General features: G+C 48.6%; 18 protein-coding genes and 1 pseudogene. 10 read left to right on the forward strand and 9 right to left on the reverse strand.

From position 1 onward, the window contains the following. The first annotated feature begins 5 nt into the window (after positions 1-5). From ACJHWK_RS19375 to ACJHWK_RS19385, 3 genes and pseudogenes are all read left to right on the forward strand, one after another. Positions 6-1,046, forward strand: a complete 1,041-nt coding sequence (locus ACJHWK_RS19375; protein WP_001306186.1) for a tail fiber domain-containing protein — start codon at positions 6-8, stop codon at positions 1,044-1,046. 42 nt (positions 1,047-1,088) lie between these two features. After that, positions 1,089-1,382: a hypothetical protein gene (locus ACJHWK_RS19380; protein WP_000355602.1), complete on the forward strand. Its 294-nt coding sequence runs from the start codon at positions 1,089-1,091 to the stop codon at positions 1,380-1,382. A 19-nt stretch (positions 1,383-1,401) separates the two neighbouring features. Further along, positions 1,402-1,521: pseudogene (locus tag ACJHWK_RS19385) on the forward strand (tail fiber assembly protein); the annotation flags it as partial. A 212-nt stretch (positions 1,522-1,733) separates the two neighbouring features. Here the strand turns inward: ACJHWK_RS19385 and sitD are convergent. From sitD to nifJ, 7 genes are all read right to left on the reverse strand, one after another. Further along, a complete protein-coding gene (gene sitD / locus ACJHWK_RS19390) occupies positions 1,734-2,591 on the reverse strand; it encodes an iron/manganese ABC transporter permease subunit SitD (RefSeq protein WP_109554284.1) in 858 nt (285 codons plus the stop codon). Then, positions 2,588-3,445: an iron/manganese ABC transporter permease subunit SitC gene (sitC, locus tag ACJHWK_RS19395; RefSeq protein ID WP_001101728.1), complete on the reverse strand. Its 858-nt coding sequence runs from the start codon at positions 3,443-3,445 to the stop codon at positions 2,588-2,590. The genes sitD and sitC overlap by 4 nt, the downstream gene beginning before the upstream one ends. Beyond that, positions 3,442-4,269 (reverse strand): iron/manganese ABC transporter ATP-binding protein SitB, encoded by an 828-nt coding sequence (gene sitB, locus ACJHWK_RS19400; protein ID WP_000983720.1) that lies wholly within the window; start codon positions 4,267-4,269, stop codon positions 3,442-3,444. Before sitB ends, sitC begins: the two co-directional genes overlap by 4 nt. After that, positions 4,269-5,183, reverse strand: coding sequence for an iron/manganese ABC transporter substrate-binding protein SitA (sitA, locus tag ACJHWK_RS19405; RefSeq protein WP_000555618.1), 915 nt, complete (start codon positions 5,181-5,183; stop codon positions 4,269-4,271). The genes sitB and sitA overlap by 1 nt, the downstream gene beginning before the upstream one ends. Positions 5,184-5,768: 585 nt before the next feature. Beyond that, the gene (uspF, locus tag ACJHWK_RS19410; protein WP_001295593.1) at positions 5,769-6,203 is read right to left on the reverse strand and encodes a universal stress protein UspF; all 435 of its coding nucleotides are present in this window, start codon (positions 6,201-6,203) and stop codon (positions 5,769-5,771) included. Between the two features lie 140 nt (positions 6,204-6,343). Continuing rightward, entirely contained in the window at positions 6,344-7,477 is a 1,134-nt protein-coding gene (ompN, locus tag ACJHWK_RS19415) for a porin OmpN (protein ID WP_000837924.1), read from the reverse strand. A 366-nt stretch (positions 7,478-7,843) separates the two neighbouring features. Beyond that, positions 7,844-11,368, reverse strand: coding sequence for a pyruvate:ferredoxin (flavodoxin) oxidoreductase (gene nifJ, locus ACJHWK_RS19420; RefSeq protein ID WP_021517097.1), 3,525 nt, complete (start codon positions 11,366-11,368; stop codon positions 7,844-7,846). 273 nt (positions 11,369-11,641) lie between these two features. On the opposite strand from nifJ, the gene ACJHWK_RS19425 reads away from it, so the two are divergent. After that, positions 11,642-11,908, forward strand: a complete 267-nt coding sequence (locus ACJHWK_RS19425; RefSeq protein WP_001295715.1) for a DUF333 domain-containing protein — start codon at positions 11,642-11,644, stop codon at positions 11,906-11,908. Here ACJHWK_RS19425 and hslJ read toward each other — a convergent pair. Both hslJ and ldhA read right to left on the reverse strand, forming a co-directional pair. Then, on the reverse strand, positions 11,905-12,327 hold the full coding sequence (gene hslJ, locus ACJHWK_RS19430) for a heat shock protein HslJ (protein ID WP_001523197.1): 423 nt from the start codon (positions 12,325-12,327) through the stop codon (positions 11,905-11,907). The genes ACJHWK_RS19425 and hslJ overlap by 4 nt on opposite strands. Before the next feature lie 110 nt (positions 12,328-12,437). Further along, complete coding sequence (gene ldhA / locus ACJHWK_RS19435; protein ID WP_000762229.1) at positions 12,438-13,427, reverse strand: D-lactate dehydrogenase; 990 nt, start codon at positions 13,425-13,427, stop codon at positions 12,438-12,440. Between the two features lie 207 nt (positions 13,428-13,634). Between ldhA and ACJHWK_RS19440 the strand changes: the two genes are divergently transcribed. The 6 genes from ACJHWK_RS19440 to ACJHWK_RS19465 all read left to right on the forward strand — a co-directional run bounded on the left by ACJHWK_RS19440 (position 13,635) and on the right by ACJHWK_RS19465 (position 26,703). Next, entirely contained in the window at positions 13,635-16,274 is a 2,640-nt protein-coding gene (locus ACJHWK_RS19440; protein ID WP_170886240.1) for a YdbH family protein, read from the forward strand. Then, positions 16,271-16,456, forward strand: coding sequence for a YnbE family lipoprotein (locus tag ACJHWK_RS19445; protein WP_000698145.1), 186 nt, complete (start codon positions 16,271-16,273; stop codon positions 16,454-16,456). The genes ACJHWK_RS19440 and ACJHWK_RS19445 overlap by 4 nt, the downstream gene beginning before the upstream one ends. A 7-nt stretch (positions 16,457-16,463) precedes the next feature. Continuing rightward, positions 16,464-16,787 carry a YdbL family protein gene (locus ACJHWK_RS19450; RefSeq protein WP_001523200.1) on the forward strand — a complete coding sequence of 108 codons (324 nt, stop codon included), beginning with the start codon at positions 16,464-16,466 and terminating at the stop codon, positions 16,785-16,787. A 397-nt stretch (positions 16,788-17,184) separates the two neighbouring features. Beyond that, the gene (locus ACJHWK_RS19455; RefSeq protein WP_410234901.1) at positions 17,185-23,265 is read left to right on the forward strand and encodes an autotransporter domain-containing protein; all 6,081 of its coding nucleotides are present in this window, start codon (positions 17,185-17,187) and stop codon (positions 23,263-23,265) included. A gap of 207 nt (positions 23,266-23,472) precedes the next feature. Further along, positions 23,473-24,333, forward strand: a complete 861-nt coding sequence (gene pdxI, locus ACJHWK_RS19460) for a pyridoxine 4-dehydrogenase (RefSeq protein WP_000097801.1) — start codon at positions 23,473-23,475, stop codon at positions 24,331-24,333. Positions 24,334-24,396: 63 nt separating this feature from the next. Further along, positions 24,397-26,703, forward strand: coding sequence for a DUF2773 domain-containing bactofilin (locus tag ACJHWK_RS19465; RefSeq protein WP_001523206.1), 2,307 nt, complete (start codon positions 24,397-24,399; stop codon positions 26,701-26,703). The last annotated feature ends 63 nt before the right edge of the window (positions 26,704-26,766 follow it).

Here is a 26,766-nt window from a genome sequence, read left to right on the forward strand (position 1 = left end):
GAAAAATGGCTACATCGACAGTAATTCCTGATGACATCAAAACGCTAAAATCCGACGTTAGCAAATTAAAAAACGATCAAGGAAGCTACGCAACAAAATTATATGTAGACAGCAAAGATGAAATCGTTGGTGACTGGTCTGCTTCATGGTATCAGCAGGTATTGCCAACTAGCGGAGCTATATTTGGGAGAAAACTCCGCTCAACTCACAGGACGGCAGGTGTTGAGGATGCGTATTGCGAACTATACCTCAAAAAATGGATAGACAGTCCAGGTAACGCAATGGCGCGCCTTAACCTGAACGATAACGGGACAAACATTTGCTGGGACTTTACCAACCTTTATGGCGGTACGATGATTTTTCCCGGTGACAGCGGATACCTCAAAATGGGTAACTGCCTTATGTCATACAGCAAGCGTGGAAGTAACGCGCTTATTAAATTTGATTACACCGACACATTACAGATCAAATATGCCAATCATGGGTCAACCATGACATTAAACACACAGGGAACCGCTTATGCTGGTGTTACTGCTCAATTGTGGGGCAACTCCAGCCGTCCTGTTGTTTATGAAGTCGGTGTTGATGGTGGCGCTTATATGTTCTATGCGCAGAAAAATACCGATAACACCTATATGTTAAGCGTTAATGGTGCATGTCATGCCACCGCATTTAACCAGCATTCCGACCGGGATCTGAAAGACAACATTCAGGTGATCGATAATGCAACCGACCGCATCCGTAAAATGAACGGCTATACATACACGCTTAAAGAAAACGGTATGCCCTATGCTGGTGTCATTGCACAGGAAGCTCTGGAAGCAATCCCAGAAGTTGTAGGTTCCGCAATGAAATATCAGGACGGTGCGAGCGGATCGGAAGGTGAAGAAGGTGAACGTTATTACACAGTAGATTATTCTGGTGTTACTGGCTTGCTTGTTCAGGTAGCCAGAGAGTCAGACGACAGAATAACAGCACTGGAAGAAGAAAACGCAGAATTAAGACAAAGATTATCTGCAATTGAGGCGGCGCTTGCGTCTAAATAATATTAAGGGGCCGAGCGCCCCGTTTTATTGGGTAGGATGAAAATGGATATAACACCTTTCCTTCATGCGCTTTGTGCTGTGGCTGCGCAGCTACTGATTGGTCTTTTTACCGGGAACTGGGCTTACGGGGCGATAGCCGGTTGTACGTTCTTCATTGCGCGTGAACACACCCAGGCAGAATATCGCTGGATCGAAATGTTCGGGCATGGCAAGCGAATGAATATGCCGTGGTGGGGCGGTTTTGATACACGTGCATGGGATGTGGCAAGCCTGATGGATTTTGCTGTGCCGGTGGTGGCGTGTCTGCTGGTCTGGCTGTTGGTTAATCGTGGGTGAAAAAAGGTGAGCTGTATATGCAACGGAGGAAGAAACCCCGTTGCTGGAAGCCTGGAAAAAGTATCGGATGCTGCTGAACCGTGTTGATACATCAACTGCACCTGATATTGAGTGGCCTACGAACCCTGTCAGGGAGTAATCATTGGGATTATGCCGCAGAAACGTTGTATGCAATAACGTTCTGCGGTTGGCTGATGCACTTTCGAGAGTGCATGTATTGAATTATTTCCAGCTATTATCGATTTTACGTATTTTTTGCATGAGAGAATTTGTACCTCCTCCCAACAACGACCTTCCATGACTTTCCGGACTTCTGTGGGCCAGCGGACGATGCTGCCCTCGGATGTTGTGCTAATTGGGTGATGACAAATCCTGTGTATGGGTGTTTCCCTTTGTGCGTGCGTTGATGCTGGTAACGGTGAACGTCATGATGAACACAACCGCGAATAAGACGACAATCGTCGGAGCTGGTGCACTGTCGATAAAAAAGGACAACCAGACACCAGTCATTGACACTATTACCGATATGCCAATCGCCAGTAGGAGCGCAATATGAAAGCGTTGTGTCAGGAGTACCGCAATGGCGCCAGGCGCAATGAGCAGAGAAATGGAGAGAATGATACCTACCGCTTTCAGCGTCGCCACAATGGTCAGAGAGACCATGCACAGCAGCCCATAATGCAGACATCTCGTATGCAAACCGCTTACCTGCGCCTGTTGATAATCAAAGCTGAACAGCAAAAAATCCCGCCATTTTACGCTAATAACAAGTGTAACCAGCCCGGCAATAATCACCGTCTGGATTATATCGCCGATGGTTACCCCGAGCATGTCGCCGAAAAGAATATGGTCAAGATGTACGTCTGGTTTGACTGCAATATACAAGATCAGACCTGCGGCAAACATGCCAGAAAAAACAATCCCCATCACTGTATCTTGCTTGATTCGGCTGTTGTCTTTCAGGTATCCCGTCGCCACCGCGCAGAATACTCCGGCGATGAATGCCCCTGTAGCCAGAGGTAACCCCAGAATCCAGGCAAGCACGATGCCAGGAAAAACCGCATGACTCATCGCGTCACCCATCAGTGCCCAACCTTTCAGGACCAGAAAGACCGACAGCAGCGCACAGGGTATGGAAACTACCAGTGAAATCAGCAGTGCGTGACTCATAAAGGTGAACTGCAGTGGCTCCAGTAATAATGCCATCATGAGCGATCCTCCAGCGCTTTATGCGCACGCCGACGATTTGCCAAAAGCCCATGGGTGGGCGCAAATACAAATGCTAAAAGAAACAGCAGTGTCTGCGCCACCACGATGATTCCACCTGTCGCGCCGTCCAGAAAGTAACTGACCCACGCGCCGAGGAAACTGGTTACACTGCCAATAGTTACAGCAATTATGAGCAGGCGGGGAAAACGATCGGTTAACAACCATGCTGTTGCACCGGGAGTCACCACCAGACAGATCACCAGAAAGGCACCAACCGTTTGCAGCGCCGCAACGGTCGAAACCGACAGCAGGGTGAAGAAGAGGATTTTTAATCTGCCCGGATGCAATCCAATAGCACGAGCGTGATTCTCGTCGAAAAAGGTCACCATAAGATCTTTCCATTTGAAAAAAAGCACGATGATCGAGAGAATGCCAATGATAGTGAGTTGCAGGATATCCGCCGGATCGATTGCCAGAATATTGCCCAGGACGATGGTCTGAATGTTCACGGATGTCGGGTTCAATGACACCATAAACAGCCCCAGGCCAAAAAAGGAGGAGAAGATCAGGCCGATGATGGCATCTTCTTTTAAGCGAGTGCGTTGGTTAAGAAACAGCATGCTGCCCGCTGCCAGTCCGCCGGAAAAGAAGGCTCCCAGAGAAAACGGAAGCCCCAGCATATATGCCCCCGCAACACCCGGGACAATAGAGTGCGACAGCGCATCGCCAATCAGCGACCAGCCTTTTAGCATCAGATAGCATGACAGGAAAGCGCAGAGACCGCCGACCATCGCCGAGACCCACATCGCATTGAGCATATATTCATAGCTGAAGGGTTCCAGTAGCACGTTCATCTTGCTTCCCCCTGCACCGCTGACGGTCGATGTGCCACAAAAGGGTGTTCATCGTCAGTAATAATGCTTTCTTCCGAGCCGTTAAGTGTGACATGGCGCAGTACGCCGCTAAAAGCCAGCTCCAGGTTCTCGGCTGTAAAAGTGGTGTCTGTCGGCCCGCTTGCCAGGACGGTGCCTTTGACCATGACCGTATAATCGCAAAATGTCGTGACTGAGCCGAGATTGTGCGTTGAGACAAGCATCGTCTTGCCTTCCGCGCGTAACTCCCTCAACAGGCTGATGATTTTCGCTTCGGTTTTCACATCAACGCCGGTAAAAGGTTCATCCAGCAGGATCACATCACCCTGCTGTGCAATCGCTCTCGCCAGAAAGACGCGTTTCTTTTGTCCACCGGAAAGCTCGCCGATTTGTCGATGGCGAAAATCCACCATATCGACACGTTCCAGCGCATCGGTGACAATCTGACGATCCCTCTTTTTGGCTATACGCAACATACCCATGTGCCCATAGCGGCCCATCATCACCACATCTTCCACTAGTACAGGAAATGACCAGTCAACCTCTTCTGACTGAGGGACGTAGGCAACCAGGTTTTTCTGTAGCGCCTGTCGCGTGGGAATACCCAGAACAGATATCTTTCCGCTGGTCAGACGCACAAATCCCATAATCGCTTTAAACAACGTCGATTTTCCGGAACCGTTTACCCCAACCAGAGCGGCAATAGATCCACTTGGTACTGTGAAGGATGCATCGCGCAGTGCTGTGTGCCCGTTACGCCAGGTGACAGTAACATCATTAACGACAATGCCCGCAGATTGCATCATTATTTCTCCCTTTTCCCGGCTTTAATTCCCTGTACCAGCGTACTGGTAGTAACCTTCAGAAGGTCGATATACGTAGGTACCGGGCCGTTTTCTGTGCTCAGGGAATCGACATAGAGTACACCGCCGTAGTGCGCGCCGGTTTCACGCGCAACCTGACGCGCTGGTTTATCGGAAATCGTACTCTCGCTAAAGACTGCCGGGATATGATTTTTCTTCACCATATCAACAACCTTACGTACCTGCTGCGGCGTGCCTTGTTGATCGGCATTAATCGGCCACAGATAAAGCTCTTTTAGCCCCAAATCGCGTGCGAGATAAGAAAAAGCCCCTTCACTGGTGACCATCCATCGCTGATTCTCAGGGAGTTCAGCAATCTGCTTACGCAGGGGGGCAAGGGTTTGGGTAATCTTGGCTTTATAAGTATCGGCATTACGTTGGTAGGTTTGTGCATTTGCCGGATCGTATTTTATCAACGCATCACGAATATTATCGACATAAATCAGAGCATTATCTGGCGACATCCAGGCATGGGGGTTAGGTTTGCCCTCATAGGGTCCTTCGGTGATCCCTACTGGCGTCACACCCGAAGAGACAATTACTTCTGGAACCCCATTGAGATGTTGGTAAAAGCGTTGGAACCACAATTCCAGATTCATACCATTGGCGAGAATCAGTTGTGCCCCCTGCGCACGTTTAATATCTCCAGGGGTAGGCTGATACTCATGAATTTCTGCACCAGGCTTGGTTATGGATGAGACTTCTGCAGCATCTCCAGCCACGTTTTTGGCCATATCCGCGATGATGGTAAATGTTGTAATGACCTTGAATTTTTCAGTTGCACTTGCCTGAAATGCGATCGAGCAGGTGAGGGCGAGGCACCCCAAGAGCATGGTTACTTTTTTTATTGAGTGCATAATTTAGTACCTATAGTGAGCAAAATTAGAACAAACATAGCAACAGCTATGTTTTATAGCATAAGCCATGCAAAATGAAAATGATTATCATTAGCGGTTGTGGGCCCAACACAGGGATTAGGTTGTTTCCTGCTGGCGATGTGGTATTGAGGAAAAAATTAGGGCAGCTATTAGGCTTTGAAATGACTTTATGAGGAGAATTGTTGATGGCAAAAATGGGGCAAAGCGCTGCAAAAGGGGCAAAAAAGGGGCAAAAAAAGAGTGGATTATCGTAGTTTATTGTTCTCGCTGATGATGTTTAACACATTGAAAAATAAGTAAAACACTTATGAGTCAGATAGTTGTGATTTTTGCCCTTACTTGTTCAGGTTGTATTGTTCTTTCTTACTAATTTCTTGATTTTGCGACATTTAAAAGCGACTCAATTCGTTATATGGCATCAGAAGAGTATGCGTCATGCCGGAACGCCCAGCATAAGAAATCTGATATAAAAACTGTGGCGTGTATGGTACGGATTAGAGGGGAAAATGTCAGCACATTTGCGAAATGAATCAAAAAGCCCGCAGCAATGTGCGGGCGTTAGTGTCAGCGCACAACCAGCACGGAGCACTCTGCGTGACGCACGACAGCTGCGGCGTTGGAACCGAGCAGATAAGTGGTGATATCCGGTCGATGGGAAGCAATGATGATCATATGAGCGGGGATCTTCTTCGCCAATTCCAGAATGCGGTCTTTGGGCGAGCCTTCCTCAACATGGACATGCACTCTGTCGGTTGGCAGTTTAAATTTTTTAATGATCTCTTCCAGTTGCGATTTGGCTTCCGCTTTCAGGTCATCCATTGCCGGTAATTCTGCGGAATACGCTAAACCCAGAGAGGCATAGTAGGGCAGTGAAGGTATTACCGTCAGGAAATGAACCTCTGCATCATCAATCTTTGCCTCTGCCTCAACGTGGCTAATCACGCGTTGAGTTAATTCTGAATCGGAAATATCGATAGGGACAAGAATCGTTCTGTTCATAAAACCTCCTGTTTTAGTATCCGCATAAAGTGTAACGCCAGATGACACTTTTTGTGTAATGACGGAGTTCACATTTTTAATTTAGATCAAAGGAGGAAGAATAAGCAGAAAAAGCCCGCCATAACAGCGGGCAGGAGGATTTAGAACTGATAAACCAGACCTAAAGCGACAATATCATCGGTAGAGATGCCGTTGGCAGCGTAGAAGCTGTCATCTTCATCCAACAGGTTGATTTTATAGTCAACGTAGGTGGACATATTTTTGTTGAAATAGTAAGTCGCGCCAACATCGGCGTATTTAACCAGATCTTTATCATCAACACCTGCTGGGTTGTCTGCACCACCGGCAGCGTGCAGGTCACGGCCTTTAGACATCAGGAAAGAGACTGCCGGACGCAGACCAAAATCAAACTGGTACTGTGCAGTAACTTCAAAGTTCTGGGTTTTGTTTGCAACAGCATAATCGCTGTCGCCAAACGGGGTCATATTACGCGTTTCTGAATACATGGTTGCCAGGTAAATATTGTTAGCATCGTATTTTAGCCCAGCAGTCCACGCGTCTGCTTTATCACCACCCGCCGCAGTATGGTTAACCTGGTCATTGGTGCGGTCAGAAGAGGTGTATGCCGCACCAGCGCTAAAGCCCATGCCTAAATCATATGTTGTGGAAAGACCCCAGCCGTCACCGTTTTCATGGCGAACATCACGTCCGTTGTTGGTGCCTTCCTGACCATTACTGGCACCTTCGTTGTTACCTTGATACTGCACCGCGAAGTTCAGACCATTTACCAGACCGAAGAAATCAGTATTACGATAAGTCGCGACGCCATTGGCTCGACCAGTCATAAAGTTGTCTGCATTGGTATAAGAGTCACCGCCAAATTCAGGCAGCATATCGGTCCAGCCTTCGATGTCGTACATAACGCCATAATTACGTCCGTAATCGAAAGAACCGTAATCTGCAAATTTCAGTCCGGCAAATGCTAGACGGGTCCATGACTGGTTTTTTGAAGATTCAGTGTTGTTTGCCTGAATATTGTATTCCCATTGACCGTAGCCAGTAAGTTGATCGTTAATTTGGGTTTCGCCTTTAAAACCCAGACGCGCATAGCTCTGGTCGCCATCTTTCGCTGAATTATCAGAAAAATAATGCAGGCCATCAACTTTGCCATACAGATCTAATTTGTTGCCGTCTTTATTATAAACTTCGGCTGCATGTGCAGCACCTGCGGCGAGCAGGGCAGGAATTAAAAGTGCCAGTACTTTGCTTTTCATTGAATAAATCCTTTAGTTATTTTATTTGCCTTTTCATCCCCATTTTGGGGAGTGAAAGCATCCTAAAGGAGAAGTTCAGTTAGCCGATAAATATCATTTGTTACGCCTTAAGTAAAACCTTAATCAAATAATTCTTCTGAAATGATAATAAGTCTGGTGAATGTATTGAAGATAATACATACAAAATAAAAATTATACTTTTAATTTGCTATACGTTATTCTGCGCGGGTTATATGCCTTTATTGTCACAGATTTTATTTTCTGTTGGGCCATTGCGTTGCTACTGATTTTCCAACAAATAATGAGACAAGCCCGAACAGTCGTCCGGGCTTTTTTTTAGAATTGGATAATCCTTATCCAGTGCATTTAATCGGTGTTGCTTTTTTCCGCTTTTCCGGCCATTTGTGCCAGGAAGTCATAGCGTTTTTGCAAATCAGCTGCAGCATCTTTCCATAACTGTTCTGCCACTTCTGGCTGCTGCGAATTCAGACGACGGAAACGCTGCTCGTGAAGTAACGTTTCTTCCAGTGCTTCTGACGGCGGGCGTGAATCCAGTGCCAGCGGCAGTTTGCCTTCATCGGCTCGACGTGGATCGAAGCGATATAGCGGCCAGAAGCCGGTGGCAGTGAGTTGGCGCATCTGGTCGTGGCTGAGTGCCAGATCGTAACCATGCTCTTCACACGGGCTATAAGCAATGATCAGCGATGGCCCCGGATACGCTTCCGCTTCCTGAATCGCTTTCACCGTCTGGTTCAGCTGCGCGCCGAGAGAAATCTGCGCCACATAAACATGACCGTACATCATCATACTGACGCCAAGATCTTTACGCGCTTTACGTTTGCCGTGCTCGCCAAACTTAGTCACCGCGCCAAGCGGCGTGGCTTTTGACGCCTGACCACCGGTATTGGAATAGCATTGCGTATCCAGCACCAGAATGTTGACGTTTTCCGTCAAACTCAATACATGATCCAGACCGCCAAAGCCGATATCGTAAGCCCAGCCGTCGCCACCAATCAGCCAGATTGATTTTTCCACCAGTGCATCTGCGTCACGTAGCAGTTCATGTGCTTCGGCAACATCGTTGAGTTGCTGGCGTAAAGCTGCGACCTGTTCTCGACGAACCTCTGGCGTGGCGTCTGATTTCAACGCAGTCAGTAATTCCGCCGGGATTTTATCGGCAAATTGATCCAGCAGACGCAGCACGCGGACACGGTGTTGATCGACCGTCAGGCGGAAACCAAGGCCAAATTCGGCATTATCTTCAAATAGAGAGTTCGCCCATGCCGGCCCGCGACCGTTGGTATCGGTGGTATACGGTGTAGAGGGCAGGTTACCGCCATAAATTGAAGAACAGCCGGTGGCGTTAGCGATCAACATCCGGTCGCCATAGAGCTGAGTCAGCAATTTAATATACGGCGTCTCGCCACAACCGGAGCAAGCACCGGAATATTCAAACAGCGGTGTAATCAGCTGCGATGTACGAATATCAATACGTTCCAGTTTGCTACGGTCGATTTCTGGCAGGTTGAGGAAGAAATCGTAATTGATTTTCTCTTCTTCGACATGTTCCAGCCGCGACATCATATTGATGGCTTTAATCTCTGGATTCTGACGGTCTTTCGCCGGGCAAACTTCGACGCACAGGTTACAACCGGTGCAATCTTCCGGAGCCACCTGCAAGACATATTTCTGCCCGCGCATATCACGCGATTTCACATCCAGCGAATGCAGGCTGGCAGGGGCGTTTTCCATCGCTTCAGGCGGCACCACTTTTGCGCGAATAGCTGAGTGTGGGCAAGCGGCGACGCAGTGGTTACATTGGGTACAGAGTTCCTCTTTCCAGATGGGGATCTCTTCGGCGATATTGCGTTTTTCCCAGCGCGTGGTGCCCATCGGCCAGGTGCCGTCTGGCGGCAGCGCCGAAACGGGGAGGGCATCACCAAGCCCGGCGAGCATCGCCGCGGTTACGGTTTTCACGAAATCAGGGGCGGCATCGGAAACCACTGGCGGTCGATTGGCGCTGTGCGGATTAACCGGCTGCAGCGGAACTTCTTCTACGGATTCACGTGCCAGCGCCAGAGCCTGCCAGTTGCGTTCCACCAGATCCTGACCTTTGCTACTGTAACTTTTGGCAATCGCACCCTGCAATTCTGCGAGGGCGCTATCGCCAGGCAGAATTTGCGTAAGATGGAAAAAAGCCATCTGCATGACGGTATTAATACGGGCCGCCAGGCCACATTCGCGGGCGATTTTCGCCGCGTTAATCACATAGAAGCGCGCTTTTTTCTGGTTTAACACGGCCTGAACTTCTTGCGGCAAGCGCGACCACACTTCATCTGCGCTGTACGGCGTGTTGAGCAGGAAAATGCCGCAAGGTTTTAAACGCTCAGCCATCTGATATTTATCGATAAACTGCAACTGGTGGCAGCCAACAAAATCAGCCTGGGAAATGAGATAAGCGGAACGAATCGGCTGTTCGCTCACGCGAAGGTGAGAAACCGTCAGGCCGCCCGCCTTTTTGGAGTCGTAAACAAAATAGCCCTGTGCGTACCACGGCGTGGAATTACCGATAATCTTGATATTGTTTTTGGTCGCGGAAACGCTGCCATCGCTACCAAGGCCATAAAACAAGGCTTCAAGTTTCGCCGAGTTTGGCAGGGTGTTTTCCGGCAACGGCAGTGACAGATTGGTCACATCATCGTAAATACCAACCGTAAAGCGCGCTTTCGGTTTAGCCGCGTTGAGCTCGGCAAATACCGCCAGTACACAGTCCGGGCCAAATTCTTTGGATGAAAGACCATAGCGCCCACCAATGACACGGGGCAGGGTTTCGCGCTCGCCATTATTAAAGGCTTCTGCCAGTGCGGTCATCACATCCAGATAGAGCGGTTCAGCCTGGGCACCGGGTTCTTTGGTTCTGTCCAGTACCGCCACGCTGCGTACGGATCCCGGCAGAGCTTGTAGCAAGTGTTTGGCGGAGAAGGGACGGTACAGGCGAACTTTCAGCACGCCGACTTTTTCGCCACGGGTTAGCAATTCATCAACCACTTCTTCACAGGTGCCAATGGCAGAGCCCATCAGGATAATCACCCGTTCCGCTTGCGGATGCCCGTAATACTCAAACGGCTGATACTGACGACCTGTCGCGGCAGAGAAATCATTCATCGCCTGTTCAACATGGTCGTAAACTGCGTTGTACCACGGGTTGGTGGCTTCACGTGACTGGAAATAGGTGTCCGGGTTAGCCGAGGTACCACGAATCACCGGATGCTCCGGATTCAGCGCGCGGGCGCGGTGGGCATCAATTTCGGCCTGCGGTATCAGTTCAAGAATCGTGTCATCGGCCAGCGGGACAATTTTATTGATTTCGTGGGACGTGCGGAAACCATCAAAGAAATGAATAAATGGCACGCGACTCTTCAGCGTCGCGATGTGCGAAATAAGAGCAAAGTCTTGCGCTTCCTGGACGTTTGCCGCACACAACATCGCGCAACCCGTCTGGCGCACCGCCATAACGTCGGAATGATCGCCAAAAATAGAGAGTGCATGTGTGGCAACGGTACGTGCCGCTACATGCAGGACAAATGGCGTCAGTTCGCCTGCCAGTTTGTACAGCGTCGGGATCATCAGCAGCAAACCCTGCGATGACGTAAACGATGTTGAAAGGGCACCCGTCTGCAAAGCGCCATGCACGGTAGCGATAGCCCCCGCTTCCGACTGCATTTCAACCACGCGTGGTGTGTCTCCCCAAACGTTCTTCAAGCCGTTTCCGGCCCATGCATCAGCCTGTTCTGCCATCGTGGAACTGGGGGTAATAGGGTAGATGGCGATAACTTCACTGGTGCGAAACGCCACCGAAGCAACCGCGCCATTACCGTCAATAGTAATCATATGACACCCTTACATTGCGCAAATGAGGGGCGCACGAAATTGCTGCGCGCCCAGTAGTAATCCTTCAATTTTAGCAAATGGCTTTCTTCTGCATTTTCGCTTTTGTGTCCCCCTCATCAGCGTAATGAATGTTTTGATCAAACAGAGGGCAAAAAAATAGCCATAAAAAAGTAAAAATGCGGGGCAACGCGCAGGACAGCTCTCGACGCCGCCCTCTGTGCTGCCTATTATTTATGGCGGTGTCGTTTGGCTTGAAGATCAGAGGAAGAAAAGATGCGAGCAGCGTTTTGGGTAGGGTGTGCCGCTTTATTGTTGTCGGCGTGTAGTAGTGAACCTGTTCAGCAGGCGACTGCGGCGCACGTAGCGCCAGGTTTAAAAGCGTCGATGTCCAGTAGTGGAGAAGCAAATTGTGCAATGATCGGCGGTTCGCTTTCTGTTGCCCGTCAACTGGATGGTACGGCGATTGGGATGTGTGCATTACCCAACGGCAAACGCTGTAGCGAACAGTCACTTGCCGCCGGGAGCTGTGGCAGCTATTAATTCATTAAATCCGCTAGCTTATAAGTTAATGTCTGTTTCGCGGTCGCCAGCGTTAACTGGTTCGCGGTCAGATCCACTTGTGCACCTTCTTTCAGCATTTCGCTAATGGTGTTATCGAGTTCATTAAGCTGCGGGTTAGCGCACATCATACGGGTCATTGCCAGCCCTTTGGCTGTCAGTTTACCATTAGACAGTTTGCCTTCACCGCTAAAGCGGTTACACATGCTGCCGGAAATCATCATTTTTTCACCAAAGCTGATTTCTGGCGGATTTTTATCGCTGGTCACGGGCTTACCGTTTACGCTTTCCAGCACAAAGCGATGATGCTGTAGCTGTTCTGGGGTTACAGCAATTTTGTCATTACTTACACATCCCGCCATCAGCAGGCTTAGCGCAACAAACGCGGCTACTTTCTTCATTGTGGTTCTCAATTACAGTTTCTGACTCAGGACTATTTTAAGAATAGAGGATGAAAGGTCATTGGGGATTATCTGAATCAGCTCCCCTGGAATGCAGGGGAGCGGCAAGATTAAACCAGTTCGTTCGGGCAGGTTTCGCCTTTTTCCAGATTGCTTAAGTTTTGCAGCGTAGTCTGAGAAATACTGGTCAGTGCTTCTGCTGTCAGGAATGCCTGGTGCCCGGTAAACAGCACGTTGTGGCAGGCAGACAGACGACGGAACACGTCATCCTGGATCACGTCGTTGGATTTGTCTTCAAAGAACAGATCGCGTTCGTTCTCATACACGTCCATACCCAACGAACCAATTTTCTGATTTTTCAGCGCTTCAATTGCCGCCTGAGAATCAATCAATGCACCGCGACTGGTATTGACGATCATCACGCCATTTTTCATCTGATCGAAGGCGGCTTCGTTCAACAGATGGTAGTTTTCCGGTGTCAGCGGGCAGTGCAGAGAGATAACGTCTGATTCAGAGAACAGGGTTGGCAGATCGACATACTCCACACCGAGTTCCAGTGCCGCCGCACTTGGATACGGATCGAACGCCAGCAGACGCATACCAAAACCTTTCAGAATGCGCAGCATCGCCACACCGATTTTACCGGTACCGATAACGCCTGCCGTTTTGCCATACATAGTAAAGCCGGTCAGACCTTCCAGAGAGAAGTTGGCGTCACGAGTACGCTGATACGCTCGATGAATACGGCGGTTCAGCGTCATCATCATACCGATGGCGTGTTCAGCAACGGCTTCTGGATCATAGGCTGGAACACGGACTACTTTCAGCCCCAGTTCTTTTGCCGCGTCAAGGTCGACGTTATTGAAACCGGCACAGCGCAGGGCGATATATTTAACGCCGTGCTTTTTCAGCTCTTCCAGCACCGGGCGGCTGCCGTCATCGTTTACGAAAATACATACCGCTTCGCAGCCATTGGCGGTTTTAGCGGTTTTTTCCGTCAGCAGAAAGTCAAAAAATTCCAGCTCAAAGCCAAAGGACTCGTTCACCTGTTGCAGGTACTTCTTGTCGTACTGTTTTGTGCTATAAACGGCGAGTTTCATAAGACTTTCTCCAGTGATGTTGAATCACATTTAAGCTACTAAAAATATTTTACAAAATTTCAAATATAATTGAAAGCTATGGCGATATTGAAAAATTCATCAACAACTATGCTTAGTGTAGGCGCAACCTTCAACTGAACGGTTAAACATGCCACAATACCCGTATTGAATGCTTAATTTTTCGCTAAATCAGGATATTAACTACCCATGCTGGGTAAATATAAAGCCGTTCTCGCGCTGTTATTACTGATTATTCTTGTGCCGTTGACGCTGCTGATGACGCTCGGCTTGTGGGTTCCCACACTGGCGGGCATCTGGCTACCGCTCGGGACACGTATTGCATTAGATGAAAGCCCACGCATTACGCGTAAAGGTTTAATCATTCCCGATCTCCGTTATCTGGTGGGAGATTGTCAGCTTGCGCATATCACCAACGCCAGCCTTTCACATCCGAGCCGCTGGTTATTGAACGTCGGCACGGTAGAACTTGATTCTGCTTGTCTGGCGAAATTGCCGCAGACGGAGCAATCGCCTGCCGCTCCAAAAACCCTCGCGCAGTGGCAGGCCATGTTGCCTAACACCTGGATCAATATCGATAAACTAATTTTTTCTCCCTGGCAGGAATGGCAGGGAAAACTCTCTCTCGCATTAAACTCCGATATCCAGCAACTGCGTTATCAGGGCGAAAAAGTTAAATTTCAAGGCCAGCTGAAAGGGCAACAACTTACAGTCAGCGAACTGGATGTCGTCGCGTTTGAAAATCAGCCGCCGGTAAAACTGGTGGGGGAATTTACTATGCCGCTAGTGCCGGATGGACTTCCTGTAAGTGGTCATGCTACTGCGACGTTAAACTTGCCGCAGGAACCGTCACTGGTGGATGCCGAGCTGGACTGGTTGGAAAATAGCGGGCAATTGATTGTGCTGGCACGGGATAACGGCGATCCGTTGCTCGATTTGCCGTGGCAAATTACTCGTCAACAATTGACCGTAAGCGATGGTCGCTGGAGTTGGCCGTATGCAGGTTTTCCTTTGAGTGGCCGACTGGGTGTCAAAGTCGACAACTGGCAGGCAGGGCTCGAGAACGCTCTGGTCAGCGGACGACTGAGTGTGCTGACCCAGGGGCAAGCGGGTAAAGGCAACGCGGTGCTTAATTTTGGCCCAGGAAAATTAAGCATGGATAACAACCAGCTGCCTATGCAACTGACCGGTGAAGCGAAACAGGCGGACCTCATTTTATATGCCCGTTTACCTGCGCAGCTAAGCGGAAGTCTGACTGACCCAACGCTGGCCTTTGAGCCTGGCGCGTTACTTCGTTCAAAGGGAAGAGTCATTGATTCGCTGGACATCGATGAAATCCGCTGGCCTTTAGCGGGTGTAAAAGTCACCCAACGTGGTATTGACGGACGTTTGCAGGCCATTTTGCAGGCGCATGAAAATGAACTGGGCGATTTCGTGCTGCATATGGATGGACTGGCGAATGATTTTCTCCCTGACGCTGGCCGCTGGCAGTGGCGCTACTGGGGAAAAGGCAGTTTTACACCGATGAATGCCACCTGGGATGTCGCAGGAAAGGGTGAGTGGCATGACAGCACGATTACGCTGACCGATCTCTCCACCGGTTTCGACCAGTTACAATACGGTACGATGACGGTAGAAAAGCCGCGATTAATTCTCGACAAGCCCGTCGTCTGGGTACGTGACGCACAGCATCCCTCCTTCAGTGGCGCGCTGTCACTGGACGCCGGGCAAACGCTGTTCACTGGCGGCAGTGTGTTACCGCCATCAACCTTAAAATTTAGCGTCGATGGGCGCGATCCGACGTATTTCCTCTTTAAAGGCGATTTACATGCTGGTGAGATTGGCCCGGTTCGGGTAAATGGTCGCTGGGACGGTATTCGTCTGCGCGGTAACGCCTGGTGGCCTAAACAATCACTGACTGTATTCCAGCCGCTGGTGCCACCCGACTGGAAGATGAACTTACGCGATGGTGAACTGTATGCTCAGGTTGCATTTTCTGCTGCGCCTGAACAAGGATTCCGCGCGGGAGGGCACGGCGTGTTGAAAGGCGGTAGTGCCTGGATGCCAGATAATCAGGTTAACGGTGTCGATTTTGTCCTGCCTTTCCGTTTTGCCGATGGAGCCTGGCATCTGGGGACTCGCGGCCCCGTTACGTTGCGAATTGCCGAAGTGATTAATCTGGTGACAGCGAAAAATATTACGGCTGATTTGCAAGGGCGCTATCCGTGGACTGAAGAAGAACCATTGCTGTTGACTGATGTTAGCGTCGATGTGTTAGGCGGTAACGTGCTGATGAAACAATTACGTATGCCGCAACATGACCCGGCGCTGTTGCGGCTGAATAATCTCTCATCCAGCGAACTGGTTAGCGCCGTCAATCCGAAACAATTCGCCATGTCCGGGGCATTTATTGGTGCATTGCCGTTATGGCTAAACAACGAAAAATGGATAGTGAAAGATGGTTGGCTGGCAAATAGCGGGCCAATGACCTTGCGGCTGGATAAAGACACCGCAGATGCGGTGGTGAAAGACAATATGACTGCGGGTTCAGCAATTAACTGGTTGCGCTATATGGAAATTAGCCGTTCATCGACAAATATTAATTTAGATAATCTCGGTTTATTAACCATGCAGGCCAACATTACAGGTACCAGTCGCGTTGATGGTAAAAGCGGTACGGTAAACCTTAATTACCATCATGAAGAGAATATTTTTACGCTGTGGCGCAGTTTACGCTTTGGCGATAATCTCCAGGCATGGTTGGAGCAGAACGCACGTCTGCCGGGAAATGACTGTCCGCAAGGAAAAGAGTGTGAGGAAAAACAATGAAAATTTTACTGGCTGCGTTGACGTCATCTTTTATGCTGGTTGGCTGTACGCCTCGCATTGAAGTCGCTGCGCCTAAGGAACCGATCACTATCAATATGAACGTTAAAATTGAGCATGAGATCATCATCAAGGCAGACAAAGATGTCGAAGAGCTGCTTGAGACTCGTAGCGATCTTTTCTGAGGCGATGATGAAGAGAAATTTAATGCTGTGTTTTGTCATTAATGCCTTATTTAGCACCAGTGCGATGGCTCTGACGCTGAATGACGCTCGAACTCAGGGGCGTGTTGGCGAAACGTATAATGGTTATCTGGTTGCATTAAAGGCGGATACCGAAACACAGATGTTAGTCAAAAGGATTAATGAATCGCGTAATAAGAGCTATCAACAACTCGCCATGAAAAATAATCTGCCGGTTGCGGAAGTGGAAAAATTGGCGGGGCAGAAACTGGTAGCAAAAGCTAAGCCTGGAGAATACATTCGCGGGATAAACGGGATGTGGTTGCAAAAATAATAAGTCGGTATTCGTCGAAAAAAATCTCCCTGGTTGTACCTCCTGAAATATTCAATATTAACTGCAATGCTATTGAGAATTATTTTTCATTTAATTTCATATAGATGCCGATGATGAATGCTTCATTCACATGATAATTTATTTCATGAATTAATTGCATTATTTAATTCATCGGTGTTATCGGATTCAATCTCAATTGCGCCATATTTTAAGTTGAAATAAATGCGTTAAAAATATAAATTAAAGAAAAGATGCATTGACTTAATGAATAAATATATTCGCTAAATCAATATATTTATTCTGTTAAAAACAATATCCAGATTTCGAATATTTGTAACTATTTAACCCTGTGCAGTTTATCTGGGCTGCGTAATCATCTATTTATGAGGAATTTCATATGCAAAGGAAAAAATTGCTCAGTGTCTGTGTTGCAATGGCGTTAAGCAGTCAGACATGGGCGGCAGATACGTCGATAGCGGAAACATCGGATGAATCTCGTAAATCCAGCAAGATTAGCTGCCCGGCTAATATTAAATCACTAAGTAAAGAACAGCTAGAAAAGCTGCCGGCAGAGTGTAAATCAGTTGAAGATAATGAGTTATTACCCTGGGCTGCAGTGGGGCTGGCAGCGGCAGTCACAGGCGTCGCAGTATATGCACTCCACGATAATAATAATCATCATGACGATCCGTCTCCGGTGCCGGATGATGGCGGTGATACACCCGTCCCGCCGGATGATGGCGGTGACACGCCAGTCCCGCCGGACGATGGCGGCGATACACCCGTCCCGCCGGATGATGGCGGTGATACACCCGTCCCGCCAGATGATGGCGGCGACACACCTGTCCCGCCGGATGATGGCGGCGATACACCCGTCCCGCCGGATGATGGCGGCGATACACCAGTCCCGCCAGACGACGGCGGTGACACGCCAGATGATGGCGGCGATGATACCCCGGACGACGGTGGCGATGACACGCCAGTCAAACACGATCCTGTGGTCTATAAAAACGATGTCACCTGGGATCAGGACGCGAAGACCCTAAAATTACGTGATACCACCTTTACCTACGCCAAAAATGACGATGGCAGCTATACGCTTACCGGACCTGGCGGCACTACCACAATCGTGAAGGATTGGTTAGTCGACGAGGCTGCTAACACGGCTTCGTTCAATGGCGTCAATCCTGGCGGAACCTCCACCTGGCGCTATGACGAAGCGGGAAAAATCGAAATAATCATAGAGTCACTCACCACCGCAGACGGTACAACTGGCGAACATTTCCATATTAACGATGCCACTATTACCGACCATGGCGGCAACATCGCCCTGAATGGCGGCGTTGTGATAAACGTTGACGGTAACGACATCACCCTGAACAACGACGGCAAAACTACCGCGATTGGTGAAGGTTCGGTGGTAGGTATTCTTACCGGTGATGATATCACCATTACTAATAATGGTGAGACGGAAGTTGATGGTGGGACGGCCGTTATTGTCAATGGCGATCGTACGACATTGAATGTCGCAGGTGATTCGACATTCACCAATGGCGGTACCGGTAGTCTGATTAATGGCGATGACGCCAAAGTCGATAATAAAGGTACAATGAACGTTGATGGTGAAAATTCGACTGGCTCGAAAATTAATGGTAATGATGCACTGGTGAAACAAGAGGGTGACCTCTTTGTCAGCGGTGGTGCGAAGGGTATTGATGTCACTGGTAATAGTACCATTATCAGCAATAAAGGTAATATTACCGTAGTTGATGAAAAATCCATTGGTATACCGTTGGACGGTAACGATAGCGCATTCATCAATATGGGGGACATCAGCGTCAGTGATGGCTCAGCCAGTGAAAACGCAATCGGCGTACTCATCGAGGGTGATGGCTCAACGTTAATTAACGTGGGCGATGTGAGTGCGCAAAATGCGGCAACTGCAATTAAAATTGTTGGTGATAATTCCAGTATCGCCCTTGCCGGGCTTGTTGAAACCGGTGGTTTTTCGACCGGACTGGAAATCACCGGTGACAATAATACCCTGACGATGTCAACATATGCGCTGAATGTTATCGGTGAACAGTCAGCGGGGGTTATTGTATCTGGCGATAATAACAATCTCGAAATTACGGGTTCGATGGTCGTTGATGGTGATTCCGTTGGGACACTTGTTACCGGGAATGGCGGAAAAGTAAGTCAGAAAGGTGACCTTTTTGTTAGTGATGCCGGACGTGGTATTGATATCAGTGGTGACCGGGTTACACTCGGTAATACTGGTAAAATCACGGTAGAAGATGCTAACTCTGTAGGCATTATTATTGAAGGTGATGATGCAGTATTTAAGTCTACTGGGGAAATCAATGTTTCACTTGATGGCCAGGGAGCAGCGATTTCAGGCGACCGTGAAGACGTCAGTTTGAGCGGGGATATTAATGTAACTCAGCAACGTGACAGTAATGGGGTTTTTGTAGGAGGAACCGGCGTTGATATGTCCGGGGACGATAGTCATATCTCATTGGATGGTAATATCAATCTTGTATCCCTTATGGGAGACTCTCCGACAATATCTGGGGATAGTTTAACTGGGTTATCCGTTGGCGGTGATAACAATACGGTCGATTTGAGTGGTAACATTAATATCAATGTTGGTTCTGGCTATTTGAATGACCAAGCTGTGCTGGTTGGAGTGGATGTTACAGGTGAAAATAACACAATCAATTTAGAGGGCGGTATAAATATCACTGGTGATAGCGGTGGTCATTCAATCAAGGGAGTTTCTGTTACCGGAAACAACGTGATGAATATCAGTGGTCATTCACAAATGAACTCGCGGCAAGTCAGAGGAGCCTTCACATTAGTGAGCGTAGCGGATGGCGGACATGCCATTTTTGATGAAAATTCAGTCACTGATTTTGACGTCAGGGCGAGAGATACCAATTGGTATCTGGATGATGCCCTAATTACCGCAACGGGTATCGGCTCTGAAATAGAAAACCACGGCATTATCAATACTACCGATGCGCAGGACTTGATGATGGCGCGTGCTGGTGCAGAGATAAAAAATACGGGCACCATTAACGTGAAACCTGGCACTGAAGCGTACGCAAGAGCTGGCGTTATGCGCGCTATAGATGAGGGCTCTCGTGCAGTCAATGGGGCTGGTGGTATTATTAATCTGGTATCAACAACAGTACCAACGGGTTCCTCCGGTTCGTATGAGTTCCCTGTTGTATGGTATCACGGCACCAACTTTGCGCTGTTAGCCAGCAATTACGGTGATGTGACGAATGAGTCCGGCGCAACAATTAATATTCATGGTCCTGGGGTCTATGGTGTTGCCGCTTCTCGTGGTACTGCGACTAACGCAGGTGTGATCAATGTTGATGGTTTTATTCCTTCAGTAGATGAAAATGGTGATATTACTGATGAAGCCTATTGGGATTTTAACGCTTACTTCCTGATGGCTGGCGGCGCGTTAGCGGGTTCGACCGATGCGGGTCATGGCGATGCCGATATAGTCAATACTGGGATTATTAATGTTAAGAACCAGGGCTTTGGCATGCTGGCGATGGAGGGTGGCACGGTCATCAACCAGGGCGAAATAAATCTGCTCTCAGATGAGGGACTGACGCAGCAACATGAAGGTCAGTTGTTCGCGATGGGAGCTATCCGTAGTGGTACAGCAATTAATGACGTAACGGGCGTTATTAATATCGATACTGACATCGGCCAAGCATTTTACGGCGATGGAACGGGGACGATCGTTAACTATGGCACAATCTGTTCTTTTGGCATTTGTCAGAGCCCGGAACAATATAACCCGACTGATAGTTATGTGTCAGTACAGTACACCGGGGGTGATATTCTGGTGGCTGAAGGAGAGTCGACAAACTTCATTAACCCAGTCCTGATAACTGATGCAACGCCAGGAAGCACGATTAATGCAGGAACGGTATCTGGTAGCAATATCAACGTTCAAAGCGGTACGCTCGAAAATACCTCCACGGGCATTATTAACACCCTGGTGAAATTGGCACCAGATGCTGTAATAGATAATGCGGGTTCGATGGGCAATATTGATGCTCAGGGAGGTACCCTCAATAATGAGGGTACCATCAACGGTAATGTGACAATGTATGCTGGGGCTAGCACTAATCTGGTGAACAACTCCGGTACTATTAGCAATGTTGTGCAAAAATCCGGCGTCTTTAATAACAGTGGTACAGTGAGTAAACGTATTATTCAGACCAGTGGCATCTTTAATAACTTACAAGATGGCAAAGTGGACAATGGTTCTGCATTAACCGGTGATGCCTGGGTCAATAACGAAGGAACCTGGCGCCTCGGTAGTAGCAGTGGCGGCAATAACGCAGGTATGCTGGAAGTTAATAACAACGCCGTCTTCAATAACAGCGGTGAGTTTATCCTCGATAACAACAAGAATGCTGTACATATTGATCAGTCCGGTACGCTTTATAACACTGGTCACATGGACATCAGTAATTCCTCCCACAACGGTGCTGTCAATATGTGGGGTGGGAATGGTCGCTTTATCAACGATGGAACGATTGATGTCTCTGCTAAGTCGCTGGTGGTTAGCGCCAGTAATGCTGGGGATCAGAATGCTTTCTTCTGGAACCAGGATAACGGGGTCATCAACTTTGACCACGACAGCGCCAGCGCTGTGAAATTAACCCACAGTAACTTCATCGCGCAGAATGACGGCACTATGAATATCAGCGGTACCGGTGCTGTGGCTATGGAAGGTGATAAGAACGCGCAACTGGTTAACAACGGCACCATCAACCTCGGCACAGAGGGCACTACCGATACGGGCATGATCGGTATGCAACTCGATGCCAACGCCACGGCGGATGCGGTGATCGAGAACAACGGCACCATCAATATCTTCGCCAATGACTCGTTTGCATTCAGCGTGCTGGGTACAGAAGGTCACGTGGTTAACAACGGCACGGTGGTGATCGCCGATGGGGTTACGGGTTCTGGCCTGATCAAGCAGGGTGACAGCATTAATGTTGAAGGCGTGAACGGTAACAACGGTAATAACACGGAAGTGCATTATGGCGACTATACATTGCCGGATGTGCCGAGTCCCAATACGGTTAGCGTAACGCCGGGAAGTGATGCAACTGATGGCGGCATGAACAATCTCAACGGTTACGTGGTGGGTACGAGTGCCGATGGCAGCGCCGGTAAGCTCAAGGTCAACAATGCCAGCATGAACGGCGTAGGGATCAACACCGGGTTTACCGCCGGTACGGCAGACACCACCGTTAGTTTTGATAACGTGGTGGAGGGCAGCAACCTGACCGACGCGGATGCTATCACCTCAACGACCGTGGTATGGAACGCCAAAGGCAGCACCGATGCCAACGGTAACGTTGACGTCACTATGAGCAAAAATGCTTATACCGATGTGGCGACCGATGCTTCGGTGAATGACGTCGCGAAAGCACTGGATGCGGGTTACACCAACAACGAGCTGTATACCAGCCTGAACGTCGGCACGACTGCCGAACTGAACAGTGCCCTGAAACAGGTCAGCGGTAGCCAGGCGACCACGGTATTCCGCGAAGCGCGCGTGCTAAGCAACCGCTTTAGCATGCTGGCGGATGCCGCACCGAAAGTGGGTAACGGTCTGGCGTTCAACGTTGTTGCGAAAGGCGATCCGCGCGCGGAGCTGGGGAACAATACCGAGTACGACATGCTGGCATTGCGTAAAACCATCGACCTGAGCGAAAGCCAGACGATGAGTCTGGAGTACGGTATCGCGCGCCTCGATGGCGACGGTGCGCAGAAAGCGGGTGATAATGGCGTTACAGGCGGTTATAGCCAGTTCTTTGGCCTGAAACATCAGATGTCCTTCGACAACGGCATGAACTGGAATAACGCATTGCGTTATGACGTTCACAACCTTGACAGCAGCCGTTCGATTGCATTTAGCAACACAAACAAAACGGCTGATACCGACGTGAAGCAGCAGTACCTGGAGTTCCGCAGCGAAGGGGCGAAGACTTTCGAACCGAGCGAAGGACTGAAGGTTACGCCATATGCGGGTGTTAAACTGCGTCACACACTGGAAGGTGGCTATCAAGAGCGCAATGCCGGAGACTTTAACCTGAATATGAACAGTGGCAGCGAAACGGCGGTGGACAGCATCGTCGGGTTGAAACTGGATTACGCAGGTAAAGACGGCTGGAGCGCTAGCGCTACGCTGGAAGGCGGGCCGAACCTGAGCTACGCGAAGAGCCAGCGTACGGCAAGCCTGGCAGGCGCAGGCAGTCAGCACTTTAATGTCGATGACGGTCAGAAGGGCGGCGGCATCAACAGCCTGGCAAGCGTCGGCGTGAAGTACAGCAGCAAAGAAAGTTCGCTGAATCTGGATGCTTACCACTGGAAAGAGGACGGCATCAGCGATAAAGGCGTGATGCTGAACTTCAAGAAAACGTTCTAATTTTTAGCATGTGATACCTAAACCGCAATGCTGATACAGGTTGCGGTTTTTTATTGCCGGATGCGATGCTTTAGGCGTTTTGTTTTGGTGTCTTCAAGGACAATAGAGCAACTCATCCAGTAATCTTGTTTACGCCTTCGCATTATTTATCTCTTTTCGTTTCTATACTGATTTTTCTTAATCCGTTTTATTACAGGGCAGGGTGCGATGAGCAGCAACACATTTACTCTCGGTACAAAATCCGTTAACCGTCTTGGTTATGGCGCGATGCAACTGGCAGGTCCTGGGGTTTTTGGCCCCCCAAGAGATCGCCACGTCGCTATAACTGTACTGCGCGAGGCGCTGGCATTGGGCGTCAATCACATTGATACCAGCGACTTTTATGGTCCGCACGTCACCAATCAGATTATCCGCGAAGCGCTTTATCCTTACTCTGACGACCTGACAATTGTCACTAAAATTGGTGCGCGGCGTGGAGAGGACGCTTCCTGGTTGCCCGCCTTTTCTCCGGCAGAGTTGCAAAAAGCGGTGCACGATAATCTACGTAATCTCGGCCTGGACGTACTGGATGTGGTTAACCTGCGCGTTATGATGGGGGATGGTCATGGCCCAGCGGAAGGATCGATTGAGGCCAGCCTGACCGTGCTGGCAGAGATGCAACAACAAGGCCTGGTAAAACATATTGGCCTGAGCAACGTCACACCGACGCAGGTTGCAGAGGCGCGCAAGATTGCCGAAATTGTCTGTGTGCAAAACGAATACAACATCGCGCACCGTGCTGATGATGCAATGATTGATGCTTTGGCCCACGATGGCATTGCTTACGTGCCGTTCTTCCCGCTCGGGGGCTTTACACCGCTGCAATCCTCTACGCTGTCGGATGTTGCTGCGAGCCTGGGTGCAACACCCATGCAGGTGGCGCTGGCGTGGCTGTTACAACGTTCACCGAATATTTTGCTGATCCCAGGGACGTCTTCTGTTGCGCATTTACGGGAGAATATGGCTGCTGAAAAATTGCATCTTTCTGAGGAAGTGTTGTCTACGTTGGATGGTATATCGCGAGAATAACGAATATACAAAAGGGAAAGATGCATTTCCCTTTTGTTTCTTTTTTAATGGCATGGAGTGCATATGTTTAAGCCCAGGATTTGCAGCTGGATAGGTTTACTTCCCCTGTTTATGCTGAGTCTTCCAGTACAGGCGGAACTTCGATGTGTTGCAAATGCAGTTGATATTGAACCATTTTTTTCTGCGGCTACCGCTGAAGATAAACAACAAGTTGAACAAGCTATCAACAGTAGCGTGAATCTTGTCCCCTTCGGTTTATCTGCATCGGACTGGAAAGTGCATCGTGGCGATTTAGTGGTAGAAGGTAATATAGAGAGTAATCAAAAATTGATTGTTCTTGGCAATTTGACAGTCAAAGGTAATATTTCCACTTTCTCTCTTTCTAATCCATGGGTTATTCTCGGTAACGTGACGGCAACGAATATAGTTACGGATTCACCACTGTTAATTACCGGTTCGATAAATGCAAGTGGACTGGTATTTATCGACTCATATTACGATAATCCGTCTACGATTAAGGGAAGTATTAATGCGCGCGGGATATTTATCAATGACATAATTGCACCTGTTGTTGTGTCTTCGACAAATAGTGAATTCATGGTCCGTGCGGGAGACAAAAATGACACTGAAAATGTCAAAAAAGCGCTGACGATAATAAATCCTGATGCATATTATTGGGGCCTAATAAATGATGAAGATGCTCTGAAAGAAATTTTTAAGCGAAGCAATATTCGCATAGCAGGGAATGTCTGTAATCAGATGAAAAAAGAAGCGCTGTTTCGCCCTAAGCCTTCACCTGAATTAGTGCAGGAATTGCAAATGCTGGATGAAGGCAAAGTTGCTGCATTTGAAGGGCGAGACATTGCGACATTTGATCTTGCCATAATGCGAACTCTCCCAAGGCTTAAAGGAATTTCAGCTAACCTACGCAAACAACTTATTAATAGCAATGATGAACAAACGATTGAAAGTATGGCGAGATATATGCCTGACAATGAGATTCTGGAGTTGACCGATCAGCAATTGGGTTACCAGCCTGTTGTTCTGGGGTTGCTCGACCGTGAACCGCTCTCTGTCGAAATAATGACGCGAATGAGTCATCTACCTGATGGTGTCGGTCCGTTGAATCTTGCGCTACGTGAAAATCTCCCTCTGGATATCGTCATGACTCTGGCGAAAAGAGATTGGGATATGATCATTCAGGAGCTTTATAAAGATGCGTGGTTATTGCCCGAATCCATTATTGATGGCTATATCCGCAGTGATGATTCCTCTATTCGTCAGGTCGGTGCTGGAGGACAACTCAGCTACAATCAGGCAATGCAGTTGGCGAACGATTCATCAAACGATGTTGTCACAAGCTTAGCGTCAAAGCTGGCAGAGATGAAACACCATGGTCAATTGTTGCGGATGACGCCACAAGAGAGTCACAAAATAGCAGTATATTTATACCAAAAATTCGAGAATGACGATGATCTAATAGGTACGTTATTTTTAGCGTTGCCAGATAACTTACAGTTTAATTTTGTTAAAAGGATGGAGAAAAAATCCCCTGCCTACTTTTGCTGTCGGGATATGCAGATAATTCACTCTGACGCTGCTTTACAACGGTTATTGACACGTTTCAACGATCCTGAGGGGTGGAGTAATTTGGCGAAAAATCAGTATCTGAGCACGTCGATGAAACAAAAAATTTGGCAACGTGCTTTATCGCATCGGAAAAATAATCCGAAAGCAGATTCTGCAGCATATGAAACCAGCGCTGATATGATTTTGTCTGAGCTGATTAGCCACGGTGAAGTTGATGACCAGATGCTATTAAATGCCACCTCTCTGATACGTTCGGAAGGCTGGGACTTTTTAGAGAGTGCATTAGTTAGTTGGGATAATTTACCCGCTGTTGTCCTCAAGGAATTACAGCAAAATATACCACGCAATGATATTTGGGCGAAGTTTTTTCTGAGGCAGGAAAACAGCTCTCGTGCGCAGGTTAACGAAGCGTTACGTGTTTATTATGCACTTGACCCCGATGCATTAGCACAACTGGATAAACTGGCAAAACAACCGGATCGTATATGGTGGAGTACACTGGCGAAAAGCAATCTCACATTTTTCAAGTTCGGCGCACTTAACAACCACCACACACCGCCTGCAGTACTGGCGGCAGAAATTGATCCCGAGTGGTGGATTGTGGCGATGAATAATCCCCGTTTTCCAGTTGATATATTAAAGGCGAGGCTGAAACGTGATCCTTTGCTGGCGTTAGAGCTTGTTAACCCTGAACTGGATTTAGTTCGGCAGCTGGCGCTTAACGGTAAGACGCGCGCAATACGGGAACAAGCGATGAGAAAACTTGATGAGTTGTATTGAATAACAGCGTAATAATTTTTAACCACTTGATTTATTGGGGATAATCATTCCTGACGGTGAGTC

Source organism: Escherichia sp. WS547 (assembly GCF_046486065.1).
GTDB lineage: Bacteria > Pseudomonadota > Gammaproteobacteria > Enterobacterales > Enterobacteriaceae > Escherichia > Escherichia coli.

What these genes read in the sequence shown, in the direction of transcription:
- ACJHWK_RS19375 (WP_001306186.1), top strand. Translation starts at nt 6, where the DNA reads ATGGCTACATCGACAGTAATTCCTGATGACATCAAAACGCTAAAATCC.
- ACJHWK_RS19380 (WP_000355602.1), top strand. Translation starts at nt 1,089, where the DNA reads ATGGATATAACACCTTTCCTTCATGCGCTTTGTGCTGTGGCTGCGCAG.
- sitD (WP_109554284.1), bottom strand. Translation starts at nt 2,591, where the DNA reads ATGATGGCATTATTACTGGAGCCACTGCAGTTCACCTTTATGAGTCAC.
- sitC (WP_001101728.1), bottom strand. Translation starts at nt 3,445, where the DNA reads ATGAACGTGCTACTGGAACCCTTCAGCTATGAATATATGCTCAATGCG.
- sitB (WP_000983720.1), bottom strand. Translation starts at nt 4,269, where the DNA reads ATGATGCAATCTGCGGGCATTGTCGTTAATGATGTTACTGTCACCTGG.
- sitA (WP_000555618.1), bottom strand. Translation starts at nt 5,183, where the DNA reads ATGCACTCAATAAAAAAAGTAACCATGCTCTTGGGGTGCCTCGCCCTC.
- uspF (WP_001295593.1), bottom strand. Translation starts at nt 6,203, where the DNA reads ATGAACAGAACGATTCTTGTCCCTATCGATATTTCCGATTCAGAATTA.
- ompN (WP_000837924.1), bottom strand. Translation starts at nt 7,477, where the DNA reads ATGAAAAGCAAAGTACTGGCACTTTTAATTCCTGCCCTGCTCGCCGCA.
- nifJ (WP_021517097.1), bottom strand. Translation starts at nt 11,368, where the DNA reads ATGATTACTATTGACGGTAATGGCGCGGTTGCTTCGGTGGCGTTTCGC.
- ACJHWK_RS19425 (WP_001295715.1), top strand. Translation starts at nt 11,642, where the DNA reads ATGCGAGCAGCGTTTTGGGTAGGGTGTGCCGCTTTATTGTTGTCGGCG.
- hslJ (WP_001523197.1), bottom strand. Translation starts at nt 12,327, where the DNA reads ATGAAGAAAGTAGCCGCGTTTGTTGCGCTAAGCCTGCTGATGGCGGGA.
- ldhA (WP_000762229.1), bottom strand. Translation starts at nt 13,427, where the DNA reads ATGAAACTCGCCGTTTATAGCACAAAACAGTACGACAAGAAGTACCTG.
- ACJHWK_RS19440 (WP_170886240.1), top strand. Translation starts at nt 13,635, where the DNA reads ATGCTGGGTAAATATAAAGCCGTTCTCGCGCTGTTATTACTGATTATT.
- ACJHWK_RS19445 (WP_000698145.1), top strand. Translation starts at nt 16,271, where the DNA reads ATGAAAATTTTACTGGCTGCGTTGACGTCATCTTTTATGCTGGTTGGC.
- ACJHWK_RS19450 (WP_001523200.1), top strand. Translation starts at nt 16,464, where the DNA reads ATGAAGAGAAATTTAATGCTGTGTTTTGTCATTAATGCCTTATTTAGC.
- ACJHWK_RS19455 (WP_410234901.1), top strand. Translation starts at nt 17,185, where the DNA reads ATGCAAAGGAAAAAATTGCTCAGTGTCTGTGTTGCAATGGCGTTAAGC.
- pdxI (WP_000097801.1), top strand. Translation starts at nt 23,473, where the DNA reads ATGAGCAGCAACACATTTACTCTCGGTACAAAATCCGTTAACCGTCTT.
- ACJHWK_RS19465 (WP_001523206.1), top strand. Translation starts at nt 24,397, where the DNA reads ATGTTTAAGCCCAGGATTTGCAGCTGGATAGGTTTACTTCCCCTGTTT.